The sequence below is a fragment of the Burkholderia sp. AU39826 genome, assembly GCF_020419965.1.
GTDB lineage: Bacteria > Pseudomonadota > Gammaproteobacteria > Burkholderiales > Burkholderiaceae > Burkholderia > Burkholderia semiarida.
The window spans coordinates 37347-58251 of sequence record NZ_JAIZQG010000028.1; the positions used below are offsets into that span (position 1 = coordinate 37347).

Consider the following 20905-nt stretch of genomic DNA (forward strand, 5'->3'; position numbering starts at 1 on the left):
GTCAGTCTCCACGGGTGGCGGCGGCCGCTGCGGCGCCGCGCATGTCGAGGCCGGCGACTTCGGCGGCCGGGTAGTTCAGTTCGATCGTCACGCCCGACGGATCCTCGATGAACACCTGATGCAGACCGAGGCTCGGCACGGTGCGGTCGCGCCACGCGATGCGCTCGTCACGCAGCGTGCGCCACATCGCCTCGACGCCGGTCGCGACGAACGCGATGTGGTCGACGGTGCCGGTGCCCGCGGCCGGCACGGGCTTGTCGCCGAGATACGCGGCCAGCCCGTGGGGGTTGGCCGGATCGATGCCGATCAGGTGGACCGTGCCGTAATCGGCTTCGTCGTCGCCGAGATAGAGCCACGCGCCCGGAAAGTCGAACGGCGGGCGGTAGCCGCGTCTGAAGCCGAGCACGCGTTCGTAGAAGCGGCACGAGACTTCGAGATCGGGCGTGCGGATCGAGTAATGCGCGAGTCGCGAGACAGGCATGGCGAACCTCTTGTTTATCGAAGGATAAGTTATCGTTCGATAAATTCTAGGCCGAAAACGGCGCGGCGCAAAGCCGTGATCCAGCCGTGTTAACCCTTGGCCCGGAACCGGGGGCGAATCGGCGACGAACGGGCGCCGATTGCGCCGCGCGTCACGTTACGACGGCACCTCGCCGGCGACGACTTCGTCCTCGTAGCACCAGATCCAGCGCTCGCCGGGCTCGATCGAGCGGACGAGCCGGTGCCCGGTGTCGCGGAAATGCCGGCTCGCGTGGCGATTCGGCGACGAGTCGCAGCAGCCGACGTGTCCGCAGATCAGGCACATCCGCAAATGCACCCAGCCGCTGCCCGATTTGATGCATTCCTCGCAGTAGTCCTTGTCGGTGTCGAGCACGCGTGCTTCGTCGAGATGCGTACAGGCGTTGGCCATCTTGCGCTCCGGTGCCGGCGCGGGGAACGACGCTTGCGACGCGGCCGGCGCGATGCCGCAAGCGGGGACGGGGATGCCGCATTGTGCGGCGCCGCGCGGCGGCCGCGCCTTAATTGTTATGAAATCGCGCGTGCGGCGCGTCGGCGCGGCGTACAGTCGCGGTGCGTCCGGCTCACCCTTTTATCCTGGCGACGGCCGGACCGTATCCAGCATCGATTTCTTCGGGAGCCGCGCATGATTCAGTCGCAACTGGTCCGGATCGTCGGCCTGCCGCACAGCAAGGACGCGTACGCGATCCGCGATTTCCTGCAGCGGCGCATGGTCGCGTACGACTGGTGCGAGCTGACGTCCGACGCGGACTGCGCGCGCGAGCTCGGTATCGCGCCGCTGCGCGACATCCGGCTGCCGGTCGTGATCTTTCCGGACGGTTCGCGCCTGTACCAGCCGACGCTGGCCGACATCGCCGCGCGGCTCGGCTGGGTCGCGCGGCCGCGCTTCGTCGAATACGACGTGTCGATCTACGGCGCCGGGCCGGCCGGGTTGTCGGCGGCGGTCTACGCGGCGTCCGAAGGGCTGCGCGCGGTCGTGATCGAGCGCGGCGCGGTGGGCGGGCAGGCCGGCACGAGTTCGCTGATCGAGAACTACATGGGCTTCCCCGACGGCATTCCGGGCGCGGAACTCGCGGAGCGCGCGCGCGAGCAGGCGGTCAAGTTCGGCGTCGAGCTGCTGACGATGCGCGAGGGCGTGCATGCGACCTTCGTCGACGGCAAGATCCGCGTCGAGCTCGCCGACGGGTCGACCCTGGTCGCGCGCGCGAACATCTGCGCGACCGGCATCGAATATCGCAGCCTCGGCCTGCCGGAAGAGCCGGCGTTCCTGAATGCGGGGCTGTTCTACGGCGCCGGTTCGAGCGAAGCGCCGATGTGCGCGGGCGAGCAGGTGTTCATCGTCGGCGGCGGCAACTCGGCCGGCCAGGCCGCGATGAATTTCTCGCGGCACGCGCGTCAGGTGACGATGCTCGTGCGCGGTGCGTCGCTCGCCGACACGCTGTCGCGCTACCTGATCGACCGGATCGAGCGGACGCCGAACATCGAGGTCCGCTACCAGTCGAGCGTCGTTGCCCTGCACGGCGACGGCTGGCTCGACGCGATCGAGCTTCGCTCGGCGGACGGCACGCGCGAACGGCTGCCGGCCACGCGCCTGTTCGTGTGCATCGGCGGCGCGCCGAATACCGACTGGGCGAAGGACACCGACATCATCCGCAATCCGGACGGTTATCTCGTGACCGGCGGCGACCTGTACGACTGTCCGGCGTTCGAGCGCGTGTGGCCGCTCGAGCGCCGGCCGTACCATCTGGAAACCAGCGTGCCGGGATCGTTCGCGGCCGGCGACGTGCGATCGGGGTCGGTCAAGCGCGTCGCGTCGGCGGTCGGCGAAGGCGCGATGGCCGTGACCTTCGTGCACCGGTTTCTCGGCGAGGACGCACATCGCCTCGCGAGGGCCTGACGCGTGTGCGAAGGCGTCGCGACCGCCCCGGATCGCGGTTTCATCCGGCGTCGGCCTGCGTCGAATCGCGCGACCCGTCACGGCCCGTCCGCGCCGGCGGCGTCCACCCGCCGCCCAACGCACGCACGAGGCTCACCGTCGCGATCGCGAGCGCCTGCCGGCTGTGAATCAGCTGGCGCCGCGCGTTCAGTGCGTCGCGATCGGCATCGATGACTTCGAGGTAGCTGACGTAACCGTGCGCGTAACGGCTCAGCGACAGGCGCGCCGCCGCGTCGGTCGCGTGCGCGGCGCTGGCGTAGCGTGCGATCCGTTCCTTTTGCGCGGCGATGTCGTTGAGCGCGTCCTGCACGTCGCGCAGCGCGCCGAGCGCCGTCGCGCGATAGTTCGCGTCGGCGATGTCCGTGCCGGCCCGCGCGGCGGCAACCGCCGCGTCGCGCTTGCCGCCGTCGAACAGCGTCAGTGCGACGTTCGCGCCGAGGCTCCACAGCGAGCTGTTGCGGTCGAGAAACGAGCGCAGGTCGCGAGTGGCGAAACCGCCGTCGGCGGTCAGCGTCAGCGTGGGCAACCACGCGGTGCGCGCGATGCCCAGTTCGAGCGACGCCGCATCGGCGCGCCGCGCGGCCGCGAACACGTCGGGGCGTCGCGCCAGCAGCGCGGACGGCAGCCCGGCCGGCACGTCCGGCACGCGCACGGGCACGGCGCGCGTGTCGACGTCGAACGCGGTCGGCGACACGCCGGTCAGCACCGCGATGGCGTCGACGAGGTTGTCGCGCAGCCGGCGGCTTTCCGCGAGATCGGCATGCGCGGTATCGAGGTCGGCCGACGCGCGCAGCCCGTCGAGGTCGCTCGCCGCGCCGGCCCGCACGCGTGCGGCGATCACGTCCAGCGCGGTGCGGCGCAGCCCGATCGCTCTGTCGAGCGTCGCGAGATCGTCGTCGACGTAGCGTAGCGTCAGGTAGTCGACGGCGACTTCGGTCGCGATCCTCAAGCGGATCGCATCGCGATCGGCCGCGGCCTGCAGCACGTTCTGTTCGCCGACGTCGGCGTCGCCGCGCAAGCGCCCCCATAGATCGACTTCGTAGCTCGCGGCGACGGGAACCGACCAGTTGTGCATCGTCCGCTTCGGCAGCGCGTTGTCGACCGTGCCCGATACGCGCGTGCGGCTGAACGACGGATCGACGCGCACGGTCGGCGCGAGCGCGGCATCGCGGATGCCGAGCAGCGCCCGCGTCTGGTCGACGCGCGCGGCCGCCGCGCGGATATCGAGGTTGTGCGCGAGCGCGGCGTCGACGAGGCGGCCGAGCTGCGGATCGCCGAACCACGCGGGCCATGCCGCGAGCGACGGCGCACCCGCATCGGTCGACGGATCGGCATGGCGGAACCCGTCGTGTCCGACCGGGACGGGCGCGAGCGGCTGCGGCGAGATCGAGCACGCGGCCAGCACGCTCGCGGCGACGAGGATGCATGCGCGCTTCATCGCGATTCACCGCCGGGTTGCAGCGTGACGACGACCGATAGCCCGGGCCGGATGCGCGGTTCCGTCGCCGCCGGGCCGTCGAGCAGGATCTTCACGGGCACCCGTTGCGTGACCTTCGTGAAATTGCCGGTCGCGTTGTCGGGCGGCAGCAGCGCGAACTGCGCGCCCGTCGCGGGCGACAGGCTGTCGATGCGGCCGGTGAACACGCGCTGCGGCAGCGCATCGAAGCGCAGTTGCACGGCGTCGCCGGCGCGCACGTGCCGCAGTTGCGTCTCGCGGAAATTGGCGACGATCCACGGATGCGGCTCGACCAGCGTGAGCAGCGCCTGACCGGGCGCGACATGCTCGCCGGTCTCGACGGTCTTCTTGCCGACGTAGCCGTCCGACGGCGCGACGACCGTCGTGTACCCGAGCTGCAACTGCGCGTCGCGCAGCTCGGCATCGTTCTGGCTCGACGCGGCATCGGCGGCCTGAGCGGCGGCGGCGGCGCTGCGCCGTTGCGCGTCGGCCGCCGCGACGCGCGCGCGGGCCGACTTGCGTGCGGCATCGGCCGCATCGAACTCCTGCTTCGACAAGCCGCGCGGCGTCTCGCGGGTCAGCTCGCGGGCACGTGCGTAATCGAGTTCGGCTTTTTCGGCATCGGCGTGCGCCGACACGAGCGCCGCGTCCGCCTGTTCGATCAGCGCGCGTGCGCGGCTCGCATCGGCATGTGCCTGTGCGACGCGTGCGCGCTGCGCCGCGACGCGCACGTCGAAATCGCGGCGGTCGATCTGCACGAGCGCGTCGCCGGCATGCACGAACTGGTTGTCGTCGACGAGCACGCGCTCGACCGTGCCGGCCACGCGCGGCGAGATCACGTGCAGGTGGCCGGTCACGTACGCGTCGTCGGTGCCGCGATCGCGTGCGTCGAACTCGTACACGAGCAACGCGACGAGCAGCAGCGCGAGCACGGCGATCGCGACGACGGCCGGCCGGCGCGAGCGCGCGGGCGCGGGCGTGGAAGGTGCGGAGGCCGCGGAAGATCGGGTATCGGGCGAGGGCGGGGTCATGATCGGCACACTCCATCGTACGGACGGGATTCGGCGCATCGCGTTATGCTTGCGCCAGCTTGACAAACGGGAGCCGCTCGACGATGAACACGACGTTCGCCACCGGCAGCGCCGCGCCAGGGCCGGCCGCGGGCGCGGCCTCCGACGTTCCGACGTTCCGGTCGATCGCCGCGATCGCGGCCGTGCTGCTCGGTGCGGTCATCGCGACGCTGACGTCGCGCATCACGTCGCTCGGCTTGGCCGACGTGCGCGGCGCGCTCGGCATCGGCGTCGACGAAGGCGCGTGGATCAACACCGCATTTACCGCGTCGCAGATGTTCGTCGGGCCGCTGGCGATCGCCGCGGCCTACCTGTTCGGCACACGCCGCGTGCTGCTCGCGGGCGCCGTGGTGTTTCTCTGCGCCGAAAGCGTGCTGCCGCTCTGCACGCGATTCGGCGCGTTCATCGTGTTTCAGGCGCTCGCCGGATGCGCATCGGGCGTGTTCGTGCCGCTGACGATCGGCTTCGTCGTGCGCACGCTGCCGCCGCGGCTCATTCCGTTCGGCATCGCCGCGTATGCGATGAATCTCGAGATGTCGCTGAACCTGTCGGCCACGCTCGAAGGCTGGTACAGCGAGCACTTGAGCTGGCGCTGGCTGTTCTGGCAGAACGCGGTGCTGACCCTGCCGTTCATCGCCTGCCTGATGCTGTCGCTCGCCGACGAGCCGGTCAAGCGCTTCGCGTCCGGCATCGACGCGCGCGGCATGCTGCTCGGCGCGGGCGGGTTCGCCTGCCTGTGCATCGCGCTCGACCAGGGCGAGCGGCTGTTCTGGCTGCAGTCGCCGCTGATCGTCGCGCTGCTGGCCGTCGGCATCCTGATGGTCGCCGCGTTCCTGATCCACGAGCTCGCGTCGCCGCGCGCCGGCATCGATCTCGGCTACCTCGCGCGGCCGAACGTCGCGCTGCTGATCGTGCTCGTCGGCCTCGTGCGCTTCACCGTGCTCAACACGAGCTTCATCCCGTCGCTGTTCCTCGCGAGTACGTACGGGCTGCGCCCGCTGCAGATCGGCGATACGCTGCGCTGGATCGCGATTCCGCAGTTGCTGTTCGCGCCGTGCGTCGCGCTGTTGCTGCAGCGTGTCGACCCGCGCCGGCTGATCGTCGCCGGCTTCGCGGTGGTGGCGATCGCGTTCGCGCTCGGCTCGCGGCTCACGCCGGTGTGGGCCGAACCCGACTTCATTCCGTCGCAATTGCTGCAGGCGCTCGGCCAGACGATGGCGCTCACGTCGGTCATCGTCTTCTTCGGCAGGCACGTGACGGCCGAGCATGCGCTGACGTTCGGCGCGGTCGTGCAGACGACGCGCCTGCTGAGCGGGCAGCTCGGCACGACGTCGATCGCGGTGATTCAGCGGATCAGGGAGGCTACCCATTCGAATCTCGTCGGTCTGCATGTGTCGCTGTCGGATCCGGAAACGCTCGAACGGCTGCGGGCCGGCGCGGCGTCGCTGGTGGCGCACGGCGCCACGTTCGCGACGGGCAACGAGGCGGCCTATGCGCTCGTCGATCGTGCGGTGCGCGTGCAGGCCACGACGCTCGCGCTGGCCGACAACTTTCGCGTGGCGATGGCGTTCGCGCTCGCCGGCGCACTGCTCGGCATCCTGTTGCGCCCGGTGCGGGCGCCGTGAGTGCGGCGCCGCGCGGGCTGAAATGTCCTGAAAAGTCCTGAACGGCACCTGCGGCGTCCGTCGCGGCGGCATGCGCGCCGCCGCGACGGACGGCAGGCTTACGCCTGCAGGAACGCGAGCAACTCGGCGTTGATGCGGTCGGCGCTCACCACGCACATGCCGTGCGAGCCGCCTTCGATCACCTTCAGCACCGCGTGCTTCACGATCTTCGACGACAGCCGGGCCGAATCGTCGATCGGCACGATCTGGTCGTCGTCGCCGTGCAGCACGAGCGTCGGCACGTCGATCTTCTTCAGGTCGTCCGTGTAGTCGACTTCGGAAAACTCCTTCACGCACAGGTACTGGCCATGGATGCCGCCCATCATCCCCTGCGACCAGAATGCGTCGATCGTGCCCTGCGACACCTTCGCGTTCGGGCGATTGAAACCGAAGAACGGCACGGCCAGATCCTTGTAGAACTGCGAACGGTTTTCCGCGACGTTCTTGCGGATGCCGTCGAATACTTCCATCGGCAGGCCGCCGGGATTGGTCGCCGATTTCACCATCTGCGGCGGCACCGCGCCGATCAGCACCGCCTTCGACACGCGTTTCGTGCCATGCCGGCCGATGTAGCGCGCGACTTCGCCGCCGCCGGTGGAGTGGCCGACGAGCGTCGCTTCGCGCACGTCGAGCGCGTCGAGCAGCGCGGCGAGATCGTCGGCGTACGTGTTCATGTCGTTGCCGTTCGACGGCTGGCTCGAACGGCCGTGGCCGCGGCGATCGTGCGCGATCACGCGATAGCCGTGCTGCACGAGAAACAGCATCTGCGCGTCCCACGCGTCCGCGCACAGCGGCCAGCCGTGCGAGAACACGACCGGGCGGCCGCTGCCCCAGTCCTTGAAGTAGATCTGCGTGCCGTCCTTCGTGGTGATCGTGTTCATCGTGTGCGCTCCTGAATGCGCGGAAGAGGGGTGGCGGGAGGGCGTGCCGGCCGCGGCCGCCATCGCGGGCAGCGCGGCGGCCGCGACGGCGGTCGCGCCGGCGAGCAGCATGTCGCGGCGGCGAGCCGACGAAACGGCGTCGGTCTGTTCGGGATGCATCTGGACTCCTGAGGTGTGCGGCGGCGAGGCCGCGCGGGATGGTGGATCGGTGGCGGCCGGCCGCGGCCATCCCGCCCGGCGGCCGTCCGGCGTGCGCCGTCGCGTCGGCTGGTGCGCGCGGACGAACGAATGCCGTCAGGAGCGTATCCCGGCGCGGTGCGCGCCGTACTGAAATCCGGCTGAATTTTCTTGAACGCCGCGGCGCCGCGAGCGGCATTGCCGCACTGCAGAAAAATTAAGCGCGCGACCGGGACTCTTCAGCGCACGGCGACTATCGTCAGCATCGGGTCACCCGTCGTGCGTTTGCCGCGACGCGAGCGGGCCCGCCACGCCCGCACCGCCCGTCACTTGCCTGGATAAGCCGCCATGGACGCCTTCAATCGTTGGGAGCACATGATTACGTCGCTCAGGCCGTCGCCCGCCGCGAGCCTCCGGATGATGCCGCGCGAGCGGACCGCGGACGGCTCGTGTCGCCCGCATCGGGACGACGCGCCGACGCCATCGAGCGGCGACGTGCGCCGCCGCAGCGCGATCGTCGCCGTCGAGCGGCAGACCGATTCGTCGATGCTGGTGTCGTGGAGCGATCCGACGCGCTGCCGCTACGACGAGCAACGCTGGATCTGCGCGAAGGCGCGCAGGCTGGCGCGCTGCGCGCTCACCGGGCAACCGATCCGGGTGGGCGACGTGATCTACAAACCCCAATGGCGCGGCGAGAGACGCCCCGCGAACTGCCGCGAGATGATTCTCGCGGCGGCGCTCGAGCAGTTCGCCGCCCGGCAGTCCCGGGCATGACGCGCCGCGCCGCACGCTTCGGCCGCGCCCACATCCGCGGGCGCGGCTTCCCTATTCGGAAGGAACCCTCATGAGCACGTTCACCACCCGCGACGGCGTGTCGATTCACTACAAGGACTGGGGCAGCGGCCGCCCGGTCGTGTTCATTCACGGCTGGCCGCTGAATGCCGACATGTGGGACGTGCAGATGCACCATCTCGCGTCGCACGGCCTGCGCTGCATCGCGTACGACCGGCGCGGCTTCGGCCGCTCCGGCCAGCCGTGGGGCGGTTACGACTACGACACGCTGGCCGACGATCTCGCGACGCTGCTCGACACGCTCGACCTGCATGACGTGACGCTCGTCGGCTTTTCGATGGGCGGCGGCGAGGTGGCCCGCTACATCGGCCGGCATGGCACGAAGCGCGTGTCGAAGGCGGTGCTGATCGGTTCGGTGACGCCGCTCATCGCGCGCCGCGACGATCATCCGGAAGGCGTGGACGTCGCGCTCTTCGACGGCATTCGCGCGGGCATCGCTGCCGATCGCGCCGCCTTTCTCGACGGCTTCTGGCCCCTCTTTACCGGGTCGAACCGCGACGGTTCGACGGTTTCGCGCGCCGCGCTCGACTGGACGTCGTTCATGGCGTGGCAGGCCGGGCTGAAGGGCACGCTCGATTGCGTTCGCGCGTTTTCCGAGACCGATTTTCGGGCCGACCTGCAACGATTCGACGTGCCGACGCGGGTGATTCACGGCGACGACGACCAGACGGTTCCGCTCGCGCTGACCGGCGCCGCGACGGCGAAGCTGGTCCCGCATGCGACGCTGAGCGTCTACGAAGGCGGTCCGCATGCGCTTTACCTGACGCACGCGACGCGGCTGAACGACGAGCTGCTGGCGTTCGCGCGGTCCTGAGCGCGCGCCGCGGCGCCGCGCGGCGAATCGAATCGAGGCGATGCCGATAATCCCGCGGATATTCGGCCGGTGCAACGGATCGAGCGGAAAATGAATCGGGAATCGGCCGGGCGAATCGAAAAGGAAAATGCGCGGCATTTCCGCGCTCGGCATTTCCGCTCGGCAATTTCGTCTGATATATCGAAATCGCGTTCATGGGCGCATCCATGATTTGCACATGAAACGGGCATCGTCGTGCCGCATGCCGGTGCATGCGGACGCGTTGGGCGCCGCGCCCGCCGCGGCATTTTCGTCATTTCAAAAAATTCGAGCCGTCCATTCTGATAATTTGAATCATTCGATCATGCAAATACCGTAGCATTGATGGCGAACCGGCACCCGATTTCAGCCGGGCGCCGTTGAATGTCACCCTCAAGAAATTCCCATGATCCGGATTGGAACACTTCACGTTTTTCTCGACAGACGTGAAATTCGTTCGAACGGCAAGCTGCTGCGCATCGGCAGCCGCGCATTCGAAATTCTCGAACTGTTGATTCGGGCGAACGGTGCGCTGGTATCGAAAGATGAAATCATGCAGCGCGTGTGGCCGCACACCGTGGTGGAAGAAAACAACCTGCAGGTGCACATCGCATCGCTGCGCAAGGCGCTGGCCGGCGACCGGAACCTGATCGTGACGGTACCCGGTCGCGGCTATCGGCTGGTTTCCGGGCAGGACGCGGGCGCCGCGCCCGTGCGCCCGGCCACGTGGCGGCCGTCCGCCGCGCCGGGCGCGTTGTTCGGCCGCGAACAGACGGTCGCCGACGTGCTGGACGCGCTGCGCACGGCGCGCATCGTGACGCTCGTCGGCGCGGGCGGCATCGGCAAGACGCGCGTCGCGATCGAAGCGGCGGCGCGCGCCGACGCGCGATTTGCGGAAGGCACCGTATTCGTTTCGCTCGCCACCGTCGCGTGTCCGCGCTTCGTGCCGGACGCGCTCGCCGGCGCGTTCGGCATCACGCAGCCGACCGGCTCGCTGACGCTCGAAGCGGTGCTCGCCAGCGTCGCGCGGCGCCGAATGCTGCTCGTGCTCGACAACTGCGAGCACCTGCTCGATGCCGCCGCGCGGATCGCGAGCGCGCTCACCGATGCGGACGACGGGCTGTGCGTCCTCGCGACGAGCCGGGAATCGCTGCGCATCCACGGCGAGCGCGTGTGCCCGGTGCCGCCGCTCGACATACCGGGCGAAGACGCCGGCGATCACGAGGCGATGAGCGCGAGCGCGGTGCAGTTGTTCGCGGCGCGCGCCCGCGCGGCCGATCCGCGCTTTCCGCTCGATGCGCGCAGCCTGTCGTTGATGGCGTCGGTCTGCCGCCGCCTCGACGGCCTGCCGCTCGCGATCGAGCTGGCCGCGGCACGCGCCGCCGTGCTCGGCATCGACGTGCTGGCCGCCCATCTCGACGATCACTTCCGGCTGCTGACCGGCGGATTTCGCACCGCGTTGCCGCGCCATCAGACGCTGCAGGCGATGTACGACTGGAGCTACCGGTTGCTCGGGGAGTCCGAGCGCCTGCTGCTGCGATGGCTCGGCGTGTTCCGCGACAGCTTCGCGATCGAGGCCGTGCGCGAGGTCGTCGGCGCCAACGGGCTGGCCGGCGCCGACCTGCTCGATACGATCGCCGGCCTCGTGTCGAAGTCGCTGCTGATCCTCGAGACCGCGCACGGCGCGCCGCGCTACCGGCTGCTGACGACCACGCGGGCCTACGCGCAACAGCAGCTCGACAGTCACGGCGAGGGCGAGGCTGCCGCCCGCGCGCATGCGGCCTACTTCCTCGCGCTGTTCCGGAGCGCGACCCACGGCGGCGAGCAGCCTGGCGTCGAGCCGGGCGGCACGACCCGGCTCGACGCGGTCCGGTGCGAACTCGGCAATCTGCGTGCCGCGCTCGACTGGGCATTTTCGGCGCGCGGCGACGCGGCGCTCGGCATCGCGCTCGCGGCCGTCGCGGTGCCTTGCCTGTTCGATCTGTCGCTCGTCGACGAATGTCGGGAGCGCGCGCGCGTCGCGCTCGATGCGACGCGCGACGCGGATGCCGCCCTGGTGTCCGACGATGCGCGCGTGCGCTTGCTGGCCGCGTATGCGGCTGCGCTCGCGCATACGGCGGAGTCGACGCAGGCTGCGCATGATGCGTGGTCGGAAGTGCACGCGCTCGGATTCGATGCGGCCGAGGCCGAGTTGCCGTCGCGCGAGTCGTGACGCCGGGTTCGCGCGCCGCTCGCCTGTTTCAGAACGATTCAGCCCGGATACAGGACAGCGGCAGGCGGCACGCGTAGATTGCCTGGACGGCGGGCGCCGGCATGCCACCCGGCGCACGCCGCCGTGCATCCCGCTCAATCGACGAAACGCCGTATGAATCCTGCCCACTCCGACCTTTCCAGCCACGCGACCGATCTCGGCCTGCTGTTCCTGCGTGTATCGGCCAGCGTGCTGCTGCTCGTGGTTCACGGCCTGCCGAAGATCCTGCATTACACGGCCGAAGCCGCCGCCATCGAGGATCCGTTCCATCTCGGCCGCACGCTGTCGATCGTGTTCGCGATCTTCGCGGAGGTCGTGTGCCCGATCTTCATGATCGTCGGCCTGTACCCGAGGCTCGCGGCGCTGCCGGTGATGATCGTCACGCTCGTCGCGCTGGTGTGCGTGCACCCGGACTGGCCGCTGCGCGATGCGCAGTTCGCATGGATGCTGCTGATCCTGTTCGGCACGATCGCGATCGCCGGCGCCGGCCGCTACGTGTTGCCGTTGCCGGGCGTCGCGCGCCGGCGGGACTAGCCGCGACCGGCGCGACGGCGGTCGGCACGCGATGCGTCCGATGATTCCGTTCCCGCGGCGACGTTCGTCTTGCCGCCTTGACCCTTTCGCGCGCCGCGCTGGCGATCCGACATGTTGAATTTCTCCGATACGGCGATCTACGGCGCGCCGATCGTGCTGGCCGATCTCGCCGCGTGGCGGCTGTTCGGGCACGCGCGCCCCGTGACGCGCGCGATCCGGCGCTGTGCGGCGTTCGCCGCGCTGAGCGCCGTGCTGTTCGCGACCGGCGTGAGCCCGCTCGCGGTGCCCGCATCGATCGGCGGGCTCGACCGGATCGCGGTCCAGGCGATCTGCATCGCATGGTGGCTCCAGTGCGCGATCGTGTTCAGCCTGCTGCTCAATCATCTGCTGCTGCCGCGTGCGTGGCACAGCCAGCGGCTCTTTCACGACATCGCCGCGGGCATCGTGTTCGGCGCGGCCGCGGTGGCCGCGCTGGGCTACGTGCTCGGCCTGCCGTTGAGCGGCCTCGTCGCGACCTCCGGCGCCGTCGCGGTGATACTCGGTCTCGCGCTCCAGAACACGCTGAACGACGTGTTCTCCGGGCTCGTGCTGAATACCACGCAACCGTTCCGGCTCGACGATACGGTGTCGATCGGCGAGCTCGAAGGGCGGATCGTCGAGAGCAACTGGCGCGCGACGAAGCTGATCGACAGCCTCGGCAACCTGGTCGTCGTGCCGAACAGCGCGGCGGCGCGCGCCACGATCGTGAACCTCAGCGAGCCGGCCGGCCTGCACGGCGTCACGCTCGCGCTCGACCTCGATCCCGCGGTGCGGCCGGCCGTCGCCGTCGGCGCACTGGAGCGGGCCGCGGCGAGTTCGCTCGACGTGCTCGCGCGCCCGGCGCCGATCGCCGTCGTGAAGGCGTTCCGCGCGAACGCGATCCAGTACGAACTCGTCTGTTACGTCGACGCACTGCAGAAGAAAACCACCGTGCGCAACGCGCTCTACGATCTCGCGCATCGGCACCTGGCCGCGGCGGGCGTCGCGTGGCGGCCGCTCGCGGGAGCCGCGCCGGCGTGTGCGTCGCCATCGACATCGCAAGCGCATCCGGTATCGCGCCGGCTGCCGCTGTTGCGGGCGGTCGAATTGTTCGCATGCGTCGACGACGACGATCTGGCCGTGCTGGCCGATGCGCTGGTATCGCGTTCGTTCGGCAAGGGCGACGTGATCTATGCGTCGAATGCCGAGTCGCGCGTGCTGACGATCGTCGAATCGGGCGTCGCGGCGGTGTTCGTGCCGGGTGCGGCGGGCGACGTCGAAGTCCGTCGGATGGCGCCCGGCGATGCGATCGGGCAGTCGGTCGTGCTCGCCGGCACGCGGCTTCATGCGACCGTCCACGCGGTGACCGCGATGACCGTGCATCAGCTTCGCAGCGAGGATCTGGCGGCGCTGATCGGCAGGAAGCCGGCGCTCGGCAGGCTGATGTGCGAGTCGCTCACCGAACATGTCGCGACCGAGGAAAGGATGATGATTCCGCCGGTCGAGCAGGCGCACGCGGGGTTCAGCCTGATCGGATGGCTCGAGAAGGAAATGAAGCGGCTGCACGATTCGCTCGGCTGACGCGCGGCGCGGATCGCGAGGGTCGCCGGCGGGACGGGATGGACGTGCGCTTGCCGTCGCGGCGCGTGGCGCCGTGCCGGGGCGCTGCGTGACGCGTGCGATGCCGGGCCGTCAGTCATCGGCGGGCGGCCGGGGGGCAGCGCGTGCGGCCCCGGCGTGCCGACGGGCGGTGAACGGGCGCGTCAGTCGGGTGTCGTGAAACGCTCGACGAGATCCGGCTGGTCGAGTTGCTCGACCCACCAGTGCAGCGCGCGGCCCGCCTCGTCGCCGCGCCACGCGAGATAGCAGTGCGTGGTGTCGCGCATGCCCGTCACCTGGCGCGCGACGAGCTTGCCGTCGGCGATCGCGCGCGCCGCGATGCATTCCGGCAGCGTGCCGACCGCGAGCCCTTCGCATTGCGCTTCCAGTTTCGCGGCCAGCGTCGGTACCGCGAGGTAAGGCTGGCCCGCATCGATCGCGACCGACTGCGGCTGCAATTCGCGCGACGTATCGCTGATCACCGCGCCGCGATACTGGACGACCGATGCCATCGCGAGCGGTTCGGGCAACGCCGCGAGCGGATGGGACGGCGCGACCGCGAACACGTGCCTGAGCGAGCCGATCGGCCGCGCGACGATGCCCGGCAATTCCGGCGGTTCGCCCGCCGCGCCGACGACGAGATCGGCCCGCCGCGAAATCAGCGCATCCCACGCGCCGCCGAGCACTTCGGTCGACAGCCGCAGCCGCGTGTCCATTCCGAGCGCGTAGAAGCGGTGGACGTACGGCCACAGCGCGCCGAACGGCAGAATTTCGTCGATACAGACGCGCACTTCCGTTTCCCAGCCCTGTTGCGCACGCAGCGCCTTCAGCTCGAGTTGCTCGGCCGCGCGCAGCAGGCGGCGGCCTTCCTCGACGACGATGCGTCCCGCATGCGTGAGCTTCGCGCGCCGGCCGCTGCGGTCGAACAGCGCCACGCCGAGATCGCTTTCAAGTTTCTGCACGAGGTAGGTCAGCGCGGACGGCACGCGATGCAGCAGTTCCGCCGCTTCGGCAAAGGTTCCGGTGCGGTCGATCGCGTCCAGGGCTTCGAGCGCTTCGAATGACAGCTTCATCGCAAATTCCGGTAGGGGGTGGCTGGCGCATCATACCAGTGCCGCCGCGGCGCGAGCGGCGCGCGTCACCGTGATTTGCTAGAGTGGCCACTCCTGTCATTCGTCTCTTCGCATCGTCCCATGACCACCGCTCAGCCGGACACCGCATCCTCCGATTTCATCCCGGCCGACGTCAGGCAGACCATCGTCACGCAGGCGTTGCCGAAGGGGCAAATCGGTATCGTCCGACTCAAGACCTTGCGCCGGAACATGGGGCTGACCGCGCCCTATGAACTGGAGAATACGGATCTGATCGTCTTGCAGTTGCATGCGTTCGGCGAACAGGATCTGTGGCTCGATGGCCGCCCCGCGCCGTTCGTCCCGTACGACGCGGGAACCGTGTCAATCTACGATCTCGACCGTCGCTGGGTGGCCGACCTGAAGGGCGCGTTCGATTGCCTGCATTTCCACCTGCCGCGCCACACGCTCGAGGAAACGGTCGACGACCTCGGCGGCCGGCGGCGGCCGCAGCTTTATCTGCCGCCGCATCTGAGCACCCACGATTCGGTCATCCATGCGCTCGGACGCGCGCTGCTGCCCGCGCTGGCCCGGCCTGGCGAGGCATCGCAGATCTTTATCGATCACGTGGGGCTGGCGTTCCAGGCGCACGTCGCGTGCCGATACGGCGGCATCGGCGAACGGCGGGAAAAGTCGGACGGCAAGCTCACGCCGTCGCAGGCGCGCCGCGCGAAAGAGCTGCTGCTCGCGCATCTCGACGGCAACATCGCGCTGGCCGACGTGGCGAGCGCGTGCGGGCTGTCTCGCAGTCATTTCGTCAAGGCGTTTCATCGGACGACCGGGCTGCCGCCGCATCGCTGGCTCATCGTGCAGCGCGTCGAACGGGCGAAGGAATGGATGCGCAACCCGGACGTGCCGTTGAGCCTGATCGCCGCCGCGTGCGGCTTCGCCGATCAAAGCCATTTCTCGCGAACCTTCACGCGGTTGACCGGTGTCACGCCACGCCGGTGGCGCGCGGACCATACGTGATCGCGATCGTCGCGATGCGAAGGCGGGGTGCGCCGGTCCGCGCCGCGCGCTGCCATGGCGGATCGGCGGCGTATGTTTCGGGCAGCCGGTGCGACGGCGTGGCCAGCACGAGATCGCGGGCCATGGACGGATGCGATGCGTGCGCGTGCAACCATGACGCGGTACAGTGCGTGTTCGCGACCCGCACGAGCGCTGCGCGCTTCGTTGTCCGCGTCGTCCTGCAGCGTCGTCGCGTAGACGACGTCATGGGCCCATGCCGCGAGCTCGATGGCCGGCCACGGCGATTCCGTACGATACGGCGCGAGGTGCGCGAACAATTCCGCCAGATGCGCGAGCGTGTGATCGAAGCGCCGCGGCTCGCCGTATTCGCGCTCGACGAGCGGCCACACGGCCGCCGTGCCGAAGCAGGCATCGCGGGCGGCGCGCAGCATGCGCGCGATATCGGGGGATACGGCGTTCATGGCGGCGCTCGCTCGGGCGGACGATGCGCGCAGCATGGCAAACGTGGCGCCGTGCGGGCATGCAACTTGCGCGCCTGCACGGGCCGCATCACTTTGGAGATTTTCATGAAACGACGCTGGCCGCGACAACCGATGCTCGCGATAGGTGTGTTCGCAACGTTCGCGCTGCACGCAGCCGTCGCATCGGCGGCGCCCGACGTGTCGATCAGCCGCGCCGATTACGGGACGACCGCGAGTGGGCAGGCGGTGAGCCAGTACACGCTCGCGAACCGGCACGGCGTGACGCTGAAAGTCATCACGTACGGCGGCATCGTGACCGCGCTCGACGTGCCCGACCGCACCGGCCACGTTGCCGACATCGTGCTCGGCTTCGATTCGCTGCGCGACTACGAAGCGCACAACGGCAACATCCATTTCGGCGCGCTGATCGGCCGGTATGCGAACCGCATCGCGGGCGGGCGTTTCACGCTCGGCGGCAAGACGTGGACGCTGCCGGTCAACGACGGGCCGAACACGCTGCACGGCGGCCCGGACAGTTTCGACGCGAAGGTGTGGAAGGTCACCGGTACGCGCAGCGACGCGGCGGGTTCGAGCGTCACGCTGCGCTACGTGAGCCCCGACGGCGAGAACGGCTTCCCCGGCACGCTGACGACGGACGTCACCTACACGCTGACCCGCGACGACGAGATCCGCATCGACTACCGCGCGACGACCGACCGGGACACGGTCGTCAACCTGACCAACCACAGCTACTTCAATCTGGCGGGGCAGGCGGCCGGCAGCGTCGAGCGGCAACTGATCGAGATCGCCGCATCGCGTTTCACGCCGACCGACGGCACGTCGATTCCGGCCGGGCAACTGGCGAGCGTCGCGGGCACGCCGATGGATCTGCGCCAGTTGACGCCGATCGGCGCGCATTTGCGCGATGCGTATCCGCAGCTCGCGATCGCGCATGGCTACGACCAGAACTGGGTGCTCGACCAGGGCGGCCAGACGGCGCCGGCGTTTGCCGCGCGCGCTTACGACCCGGCGTCCGGGCGGTTCCTCGAGCTGTACACGACGCAGCCGGGGCTGCAGTTCTATACGGCCAACGGGTTGAACGGCAGTGTCGCGGGCAAGGGCGGGACGGCCTACCGGCAAACCGATGCGTTCGCGCTGGAGGCCGAGCACTTTCCCGATTCGCCGAATCATCCGGCCTTCCCGTCGACGGCGCTCAAGCCGGGCGAGACGCTGCACGAAGTGACGGTGTGGCGGGTAGGCGCGCGATGAGCGTCGGCGTCGGCATCGGCGGGCGTGCGCCGGTCACACGTTGATCACGCCGCGCCCGATTTCGATCACGCGCCCGCCGACGCCGATTTCGCCCGCGGCATCGACCGACAAGCGCAGCAGGCAGGGCCGGCCGACGGCTTCGCCTTGCTCGACCCGAAACGCGGCCGGTAGATCGTGTCCGGCGGCGAGCAGCCAGCCGCCCAGATTCGCGCAGGCCGATCCGGTGCCGGGGTCTTCCGACACGCCGCCGCCTTGCTTCACGAAGAAGTAGCGGGACACGACCGTCCCCGGGCGCGCGGCGTCGAACGCGAACACATAGGCGGTCTTGCGGCCGAGGCTGCTTCGCGGCCAGACGTCGAGGTGCGCGCTATCGGGCTGCGCGCGCCGCACGGCGGCCGGGTCCTTGAGCGCGACCAGCAACTGGTCGGCACCGGTGTCGACCCACAGCGGCGGCGCGAGCAGGTCGCTTTCCGCGATCCCGAGCAGCGCCGCGACCTCCGCATTCGGCAACGCGCACGGCGCCGTGTTCGGCATGCCGGCGTGCGGCGCGATGAAGGTCCACACGTCGCCGCGCGCGGCGACGTCGACGACGCCGGCCTTGAATTCGAGCGATAGCGCATCGCCCGCCTTGAGCAGGTCGCGCACGACGTGCGCGGTGCCGAGCGTCGGATGGCCCGCGAAAGCCATCTCGTAGCCGGGCGTGAAGATGCGCACGCGTGCATGCGCGCGCTCGGACGGCAGCACGAAGGTCGTCTCCGACAGATTGAACTGCACGGCCAGCGCCTGCATGGTCCCGTCGTCCATGCCGCGCGCATCGTCGAACACGCACAGCGGGTTGCCGCCGAACGTCGATTCGGCGAAGACGTTCAGCAGGCGGAAGGTGTACTGGGTCATCGGTATCTCGTGTGGGTCAGCCCTGTTAGTCGAGCGGTGCGAGCATCGCCTGCATGTCGGGATGCGTCAGCACTTTCCGGTATTCTGCCGGACTCATCGCGTCGATCAAGACGCGGCCGCTTACGTCGGCCTTGATGGACTCGACCGCGAGCAGCGCGATGACCGGATGGGTCGTCAGCGTCGCGTGGTCGGGCGACTGGTCGCCGAATTCCGCGACCACTGCCTCGGCGTTGTCCGCGACCGCGACGGCCGGCCGCCGGCCCGAGAGCCGAAGTCTCGCGCTGGCGCCGCAGGGCATCCGGGGCGTGACCGCGTTCATCCTGAAGTCGCCGCCCGGCCGCGCGCTCGATGCGGCGCGATGAACGCGTGCGTCGCGGCCGGGGTTCGGCGCACGTCAACGACGTCAATGCGACGACACGAACACCGCATCGTCGAACGCCTCCGGAATCGCGAAGCTCGCGCGCATGCGCCGCGCTTCCTTCGCCGGCGTCAAGCCGAACAGGCGCTTGAATTCCCGGCTGAACTGCGACGGGCTCGTATAGCCGACCGCATAGCCGGCCGCCTCCGCCGTCAGATCCTGGCGCACCATCAACAGCCGCGCCTGATGCAGCCGCGTCGATTTCAGGTACTGCATCGGCGACACCTGCGTGATCGCCTTGAAGTGACTGTGAAAGCTCGGCACGCTCATGCCGGCTTCGTCGGCCAGTTGCGACACGTCGAGCGGCCGCGCGTAATCGGCGTGGATCATGCGCAGCGATCGCCCGATCCGGCCGTATTGCCCGCGCATCGCCAGCGCGCTGCGCATCGCGTGGCCTTGCGCGCCGGTCAGCACGCGGAAATACAGCTCGCGCAGCAGCGCCGGGCCGAGCACGGCGGCGTCGAGCGGCCGCTGCATCGCGTCGACGAAACGCAGCACCGACGCGTGCATCGCTTCGTCCATCGGCGTCGACATCATGCTCTTCGGCGCCTGCACGGTTTCCGCGACGCCCGCGCGATCGATCTGCGCGGCGAGTTCGGCGGCCAGCGTGAAATCGAGGTGCAGGTACAGCGCAAGCAGCGGGCGCTCCGGCGTCGCGTCGGTTTCCATGCTGAACGGGACGGGCACGGAGACGGCCAGGTAATGGTGTTCGTCGTACAGATAGCACTCGCCGCCGAAGTAGCCGCGCTTCGACCCCTGGCACACGATCACGATGCCCGGGTCGTACAGCACCGGCGTACGCGACAGCGCGCGGTTCGAGCGCAGGATGCGCACGCTCGGCAGCGCGGTCAGGTTGTAGCCCTCGTTCGGCGCCAGCGCGCGCAGCAGCGCCACCAGGCGCTTCCGGTCGCGCGGCGACAGCGCTGGAGATCGGGCGGAGACGGACACGGTGTTCATAGTTTTGTGCAAGAAAATCAGCGGAATCGGGCTTATTCGGCGTCGTTCGTCAGACTAGTATGCACGCTTGAATCGACATTCGGGAGAAGTTCACATGGCATCCGGCAACATCATGCTCATTACCGGCGTCAGCAGCGGTTTCGGTCGCGCGCTGGCCCAGGAAGCGCTGGCCGCCGGCCACACGGTGGTCGGCACGGTGCGCAGCGCGCAGGCGGCGCGCGACTTCGAGGCGCTGTCCGCGCAGGCGGCCGTCGCACGCGTGCTCGACGTGACCGATTTCGAGCGGATCGACGGCGTCGTCGCGGACATCGAGGCGAACGTCGGGCCCGTCGACGTGCTGGTGAACAACGCGGGTTACGGGCACGAAGGGATCATGGAGGAGTCGCCGCTCGACGAGATGCGCCGCCAGTTCGACGTGAACGTGTTCGGCGCGGTCGCGATGATGAAGGCCGTCGTGCCGTTCATGCGCGAACGCCGGCGCGGACGCATCCTGAACATCACGTCGATGGGCGGGCACATCACGATGCCGGGCATCGCGTATTACTGCGGCAGCAAGTTCGCGCTGGAGGGCATTTCCGAGACCTTCGGCAAGGAACTCGAGCCGTTCGGCATCGCGGTGACGGCCGTCGCGCCGGGTTCGTTCCGCACCGACTGGGCCGGCCGCTCGATGGCGCGCACGCCGCGCTCGATCGCCGACTACGACGCGCTGTTCGACCCGATCCGCCGCGCACGCGAGGAAAAAAGCGGCAAGCAGCCGGGCGACCCCGCGAAGGCCGCGCGGGCGATGCTCGCCGTCATCGCGGCGGACCATCCGCCCGCGCATCTGCTGCTCGGCAGCGACGCGCTGCGGCTCGTGCGGAGCAAGCTGGCGGCGCTGGACGACGAAATCCGCGCGTGGGAGGCGCTGACGGTGTCGACGGACGGCTGACGCGCGCCGCCTCGTCCGTTTCCTGCCGGTGGAGGATCGGCCATCGCATTGCACGATGGCGTCGTGGTTTCACAATAAAGCCGATAATGG

At 69.4% G+C, this 20905-nt stretch carries 19 protein-coding genes and 1 pseudogene; 10 read left to right on the plus strand and 10 right to left on the minus strand.

The genetic code is table 11. The annotated features are described in order from the left end of the window. Position 1: 1 nt before the first annotated feature. Both LGM42_RS29985 and LGM42_RS29990 read right to left on the minus strand, forming a co-directional pair. Positions 2-481 carry a VOC family protein gene (locus tag LGM42_RS29985; protein WP_226234155.1) on the minus strand — a complete coding sequence of 160 codons (480 nt, stop codon included), beginning with the start codon at positions 479-481 and terminating at the stop codon, positions 2-4. Positions 482-637: 156 nt separating this feature from the next. Further along, a complete protein-coding gene (locus LGM42_RS29990) occupies positions 638-910 on the minus strand; it encodes a UBP-type zinc finger domain-containing protein (RefSeq protein WP_060310506.1) in 273 nt (90 codons plus the stop codon). A 234-nt stretch (positions 911-1144) separates the two neighbouring features. On the opposite strand from LGM42_RS29990, the gene LGM42_RS29995 reads away from it, so the two are divergent. Beyond that, the gene (locus LGM42_RS29995) at positions 1145-2416 is read left to right on the plus strand and encodes an NAD(P)/FAD-dependent oxidoreductase (RefSeq protein ID WP_059574852.1); all 1272 of its coding nucleotides are present in this window, start codon (positions 1145-1147) and stop codon (positions 2414-2416) included. A 40-nt stretch (positions 2417-2456) separates the two neighbouring features. Here LGM42_RS29995 and LGM42_RS30000 read toward each other — a convergent pair whose 3' ends face one another. Further along, positions 2457-3893, minus strand: coding sequence for an efflux transporter outer membrane subunit (locus tag LGM42_RS30000; protein WP_226234156.1), 1437 nt, complete (start codon positions 3891-3893; stop codon positions 2457-2459). After that, positions 3890-4942, minus strand: a complete 1053-nt coding sequence (locus LGM42_RS30005; protein WP_226234157.1) for an HlyD family secretion protein — start codon at positions 4940-4942, stop codon at positions 3890-3892. The genes LGM42_RS30000 and LGM42_RS30005 overlap by 4 nt, the downstream gene beginning before the upstream one ends. 83 nt (positions 4943-5025) lie before the next feature. Between LGM42_RS30005 and LGM42_RS30010 the strand changes: the two genes are divergently transcribed. Beyond that, complete coding sequence (locus LGM42_RS30010) at positions 5026-6606, plus strand: MFS transporter (RefSeq protein WP_124659113.1); 1581 nt, start codon at positions 5026-5028, stop codon at positions 6604-6606. A 98-nt stretch (positions 6607-6704) separates the two neighbouring features. Here the strand turns inward: LGM42_RS30010 and LGM42_RS30015 are convergent, their stop codons facing one another. Continuing rightward, a complete protein-coding gene (locus LGM42_RS30015) occupies positions 6705-7685 on the minus strand; it encodes an alpha/beta fold hydrolase (RefSeq protein ID WP_059574858.1) in 981 nt (326 codons plus the stop codon). 366 nt (positions 7686-8051) lie between these two features. On the opposite strand from LGM42_RS30015, the gene LGM42_RS30020 reads away from it, so the two are divergent. The 5 genes from LGM42_RS30020 to LGM42_RS30040 all read left to right on the plus strand — a co-directional run bounded on the left by LGM42_RS30020 (position 8052) and on the right by LGM42_RS30040 (position 13771). Further along, positions 8052-8477 carry a DUF3331 domain-containing protein gene (locus LGM42_RS30020; protein WP_059574860.1) on the plus strand — a complete coding sequence of 142 codons (426 nt, stop codon included), beginning with the start codon at positions 8052-8054 and terminating at the stop codon, positions 8475-8477. A gap of 70 nt (positions 8478-8547) precedes the next feature. Continuing rightward, positions 8548-9369, plus strand: coding sequence for an alpha/beta fold hydrolase (locus LGM42_RS30025; protein ID WP_226225489.1), 822 nt, complete (start codon positions 8548-8550; stop codon positions 9367-9369). A gap of 424 nt (positions 9370-9793) precedes the next feature. Further along, positions 9794-11599: a winged helix-turn-helix domain-containing protein gene (locus LGM42_RS30030; RefSeq protein WP_226234159.1), complete on the plus strand. Its 1806-nt coding sequence runs from the start codon at positions 9794-9796 to the stop codon at positions 11597-11599. A gap of 153 nt (positions 11600-11752) precedes the next feature. Further along, positions 11753-12172 carry a DoxX family protein gene (locus LGM42_RS30035; RefSeq protein ID WP_226234160.1) on the plus strand — a complete coding sequence of 140 codons (420 nt, stop codon included), beginning with the start codon at positions 11753-11755 and terminating at the stop codon, positions 12170-12172. A 111-nt stretch (positions 12173-12283) separates the two neighbouring features. Further along, complete coding sequence (locus LGM42_RS30040) at positions 12284-13771, plus strand: mechanosensitive ion channel family protein (protein WP_226234161.1); 1488 nt, start codon at positions 12284-12286, stop codon at positions 13769-13771. 182 nt (positions 13772-13953) lie between these two features. On the opposite strand, the gene LGM42_RS30045 is transcribed toward LGM42_RS30040, so the two are convergent. Continuing rightward, positions 13954-14862 carry a LysR family transcriptional regulator gene (locus tag LGM42_RS30045; RefSeq protein WP_059574869.1) on the minus strand — a complete coding sequence of 303 codons (909 nt, stop codon included), beginning with the start codon at positions 14860-14862 and terminating at the stop codon, positions 13954-13956. 120 nt (positions 14863-14982) lie between these two features. Here LGM42_RS30045 and LGM42_RS30050 point away from each other — a divergent pair, with 120 nt between their 5' ends. Beyond that, complete coding sequence (locus LGM42_RS30050) at positions 14983-15888, plus strand: helix-turn-helix domain-containing protein (protein WP_226234162.1); 906 nt, start codon at positions 14983-14985, stop codon at positions 15886-15888. Here LGM42_RS30050 and LGM42_RS30055 read toward each other — a convergent pair. Then, a complete protein-coding gene (locus LGM42_RS30055) occupies positions 15813-16349 on the minus strand; it encodes a hypothetical protein (protein WP_226234163.1) in 537 nt (178 codons plus the stop codon). The genes LGM42_RS30050 and LGM42_RS30055 overlap by 76 nt on opposite strands. A 105-nt stretch (positions 16350-16454) precedes the next feature. Between LGM42_RS30055 and LGM42_RS30060 the strand changes: the two genes are divergently transcribed. Next, entirely contained in the window at positions 16455-17618 is a 1164-nt protein-coding gene (locus LGM42_RS30060) for an aldose epimerase family protein (protein WP_060310496.1), read from the plus strand. Positions 17619-17651: 33 nt separating this feature from the next. On the opposite strand, the gene LGM42_RS30065 is transcribed toward LGM42_RS30060, so the two are convergent. The 3 genes and pseudogenes from LGM42_RS30065 to LGM42_RS30075 all read right to left on the minus strand — a co-directional run bounded on the left by LGM42_RS30065 (position 17652) and on the right by LGM42_RS30075 (position 19887). After that, on the minus strand, positions 17652-18512 hold the full coding sequence (locus LGM42_RS30065) for a PhzF family phenazine biosynthesis protein (protein WP_060310495.1): 861 nt from the start codon (positions 18510-18512) through the stop codon (positions 17652-17654). 25 nt (positions 18513-18537) lie between these two features. Then, positions 18538-18804, minus strand: a pseudogene (locus tag LGM42_RS30070) (TrmB family transcriptional regulator); the annotation flags it as partial. A 111-nt stretch (positions 18805-18915) separates the two neighbouring features. Next, positions 18916-19887 (minus strand): AraC family transcriptional regulator, encoded by a 972-nt coding sequence (locus LGM42_RS30075; RefSeq protein WP_226234164.1) that lies wholly within the window; start codon positions 19885-19887, stop codon positions 18916-18918. 94 nt (positions 19888-19981) lie between these two features. On the opposite strand from LGM42_RS30075, the gene LGM42_RS30080 reads away from it, so the two are divergent. Then, positions 19982-20815: an oxidoreductase gene (locus LGM42_RS30080; RefSeq protein WP_226234165.1), complete on the plus strand. Its 834-nt coding sequence runs from the start codon at positions 19982-19984 to the stop codon at positions 20813-20815. Positions 20816-20905 lie beyond the last annotated feature (90 nt).

Bases quoted from the DNA above. Each gene is read 5' to 3' on its own strand.
- LGM42_RS29985 (WP_226234155.1), bottom strand. From the start codon at position 481: ATGCCTGTCTCGCGACTCGCGCATTACTCGATCCGCACGCCCGATCTC.
- LGM42_RS29990 (WP_060310506.1), bottom strand. From the start codon at position 910: ATGGCCAACGCCTGTACGCATCTCGACGAAGCACGCGTGCTCGACACC.
- LGM42_RS29995 (WP_059574852.1), top strand. From the start codon at position 1,145: ATGATTCAGTCGCAACTGGTCCGGATCGTCGGCCTGCCGCACAGCAAG.
- LGM42_RS30000 (WP_226234156.1), bottom strand. From the start codon at position 3,893: ATGAAGCGCGCATGCATCCTCGTCGCCGCGAGCGTGCTGGCCGCGTGC.
- LGM42_RS30005 (WP_226234157.1), bottom strand. From the start codon at position 4,942: ATGACCCCGCCCTCGCCCGATACCCGATCTTCCGCGGCCTCCGCACCT.
- LGM42_RS30010 (WP_124659113.1), top strand. From the start codon at position 5,026: ATGAACACGACGTTCGCCACCGGCAGCGCCGCGCCAGGGCCGGCCGCG.
- LGM42_RS30015 (WP_059574858.1), bottom strand. From the start codon at position 7,685: ATGCATCCCGAACAGACCGACGCCGTTTCGTCGGCTCGCCGCCGCGAC.
- LGM42_RS30020 (WP_059574860.1), top strand. From the start codon at position 8,052: ATGGACGCCTTCAATCGTTGGGAGCACATGATTACGTCGCTCAGGCCG.
- LGM42_RS30025 (WP_226225489.1), top strand. From the start codon at position 8,548: ATGAGCACGTTCACCACCCGCGACGGCGTGTCGATTCACTACAAGGAC.
- LGM42_RS30030 (WP_226234159.1), top strand. From the start codon at position 9,794: ATGATCCGGATTGGAACACTTCACGTTTTTCTCGACAGACGTGAAATT.
- LGM42_RS30035 (WP_226234160.1), top strand. From the start codon at position 11,753: ATGAATCCTGCCCACTCCGACCTTTCCAGCCACGCGACCGATCTCGGC.
- LGM42_RS30040 (WP_226234161.1), top strand. From the start codon at position 12,284: ATGTTGAATTTCTCCGATACGGCGATCTACGGCGCGCCGATCGTGCTG.
- LGM42_RS30045 (WP_059574869.1), bottom strand. From the start codon at position 14,862: ATGAAGCTGTCATTCGAAGCGCTCGAAGCCCTGGACGCGATCGACCGC.
- LGM42_RS30050 (WP_226234162.1), top strand. From the start codon at position 14,983: ATGACCACCGCTCAGCCGGACACCGCATCCTCCGATTTCATCCCGGCC.
- LGM42_RS30055 (WP_226234163.1), bottom strand. From the start codon at position 16,349: ATGAACGCCGTATCCCCCGATATCGCGCGCATGCTGCGCGCCGCCCGC.
- LGM42_RS30060 (WP_060310496.1), top strand. From the start codon at position 16,455: ATGAAACGACGCTGGCCGCGACAACCGATGCTCGCGATAGGTGTGTTC.
- LGM42_RS30065 (WP_060310495.1), bottom strand. From the start codon at position 18,512: ATGACCCAGTACACCTTCCGCCTGCTGAACGTCTTCGCCGAATCGACG.
- LGM42_RS30075 (WP_226234164.1), bottom strand. From the start codon at position 19,887: ATGAACACCGTGTCCGTCTCCGCCCGATCTCCAGCGCTGTCGCCGCGC.
- LGM42_RS30080 (WP_226234165.1), top strand. From the start codon at position 19,982: ATGGCATCCGGCAACATCATGCTCATTACCGGCGTCAGCAGCGGTTTC.